This is a genomic window from uncultured Legionella sp., assembly GCF_937871865.1.
In the GTDB taxonomy this organism is placed as follows: Bacteria; Pseudomonadota; Gammaproteobacteria; order Legionellales; family Legionellaceae; genus Legionella.
Genome location: NZ_CALMPD010000053.1, coordinates 1 through 1,904 on the forward strand (window position 1 = coordinate 1; position 1,904 = coordinate 1,904).

Sequence of the window (1,904 nt, forward strand, 5' to 3'; positions counted from 1 at the left end):
TGAATCTGGCGGACTTGTTGCCAACATCCAGCATTTGGACAGGTGAAAATAAAGCGCCTTGCCCACTGTTTCCCCCTCAATCACCGCCTTTGCTGCACTGTGTCACTAGCGGTAATGCGCCATTTCGTCTGAATCTTCATGTCCGAGACTTAGGCCATGGCATTATGTTTGGTCCCACACGCTCAGGTAAATCAACCCATCTTGGTTTATTAGCATTATCCTGGCGTCGATATAAAGATGCGCGTATTTATTCTTTTGATAAAGGCATGTCTATGTATCCTACCTGTAAAGCAACAGGTGGGGAGCATTTCACCATCGCAGGTAAAGACTCACGCCTTGCCTTTGCGCCTTTGCAGTTTTTAGAAACTAAAGCTGATCGGGCTTGGGCTATGGAGTGGATTGATACGATTCTAGCTTTGAATGGTTTGAATACCACACCAGCTCAGCGCAATGAAATCGGGCATGCCATTCTCAGCATGCATCAAAGTGGCTCTAAAACCTTATCTGAATTTGTCATGACGATACAGGATGAACCCATTAGAGAAACGTTAAAGCAGTACACCATAGATGGTTTGATGGGGCATTTATTGGATGCAGAAAGTGATGGGCTTGGTCTGTCTTCCTTTATGACCTTTGAAATCGAGCATTTAATGGGCTTAGGTGAAAAATTTGCATTGCCTGTGTTGCTTTATCTCTTTAGGCGTATTGAAACTTCATTAGATGGTCGCCCCACCTTAATCTTGCTTGATGAAGCCTGGTTAATGCTGGCGCATCCTGTGTTTAAAAATAAGATTGCTGAATGGCTTGATTCCATGGCTAAGAAAAACTGTGTGGTGTTTATGGCAACCCAACATCTATCACATGCAGCCAACTCGGGAATATTAGATATTATTGTTGAATCAACTGCCACCAAAATCTTTTTACCAAATCTGTATGCAAGAGATCCTGAAACCCGCCTCATTTATGAGCGTATGGGCTTAAATCCACGCCAGATCGACATCATAGCAGCAGCCGTTCCCAAACGTGATTACTACTATGTCAGTGAAAAAGGCCAAAGACTTTATCAATTGGCGTTAGGTCCTTATGCCTTGGCGTTTATTGGTGCAACAGATCCCGATTCGATTGCGCGTATGAAGCAATTGGAGTTGAAGTATGAAGATAAGTGGGTCTCTCAATGGCTTTCAGAAAAAGGTATTCCTTTGGCTCAGTACGGAGAAGCAGCATGAAAAAAAGTATAACGAATAACCCCTATCTCAACGCCAGACGCGCCTGGAATGTTCATACCGCAGGACTTATGAAATCACTACAAGTTTGGCAATTGGTGGGATTAGGTAGTCTGTTAATCGCATTGGCGGCTGTTGGTGGGCTTATCGCGATAGGTAGCCAATCCAAATTTATCCCTTTGGTGTTTCAACAAGATGCCAATGGCAATACCTTATCAGTTACTCGTGCTGATAAGGTTGGTGACGCAAGCATTGATGATTATCGTGCTGCAGCTGCCCATTTTATTGAAAACGTTCGCATGGTAAGCCTTGATACGGAACTGCAAAAGAAAGCAGTTTTTCAGGTGTATTCCTATTTAAATGCCAATGATGCGGCTTTAGCTAAGATTCAAGAGTTCTACAGTGACAAACAACAATCCAATCCCTTTGAAAGAGCTGCCTTTGAGATTGTGAGCATAGACATTCGCTCAGTACTTCAAGAGTCGGATGAGACCTGGCAAGTCGACTGGATTGAAACGGTGAGAAATCGTGATGGGTCGCTTAAAGAAAAGCCTCGCATGATGAAAGCGATGATTACTCTGTATCAAGAGAATGAAATCAATGATGCCACCAGTGAGTCCATTTTAAAAAATCCCCACCTGATTTATGTGCGTGATTTTAACTGGTCCTACGAATTAAAGC

1 protein-coding gene and 1 pseudogene are annotated in these 1,904 nt (G+C 43.3%); both read left to right on the forward strand.

The window, feature by feature from the left end:
* A pseudogene (locus Q0495_RS03255) lies at positions 1-1,226 on the forward strand (conjugal transfer protein TrbE); the annotation flags it as partial.
* A partial coding sequence (locus tag Q0495_RS03260) for a conjugal transfer protein TrbF (protein ID WP_298622973.1) occupies positions 1,223-1,904 on the forward strand: 682 nt, incomplete at its 3' end. The pseudogene Q0495_RS03255 and the gene Q0495_RS03260, both read left to right, overlap by 4 nt.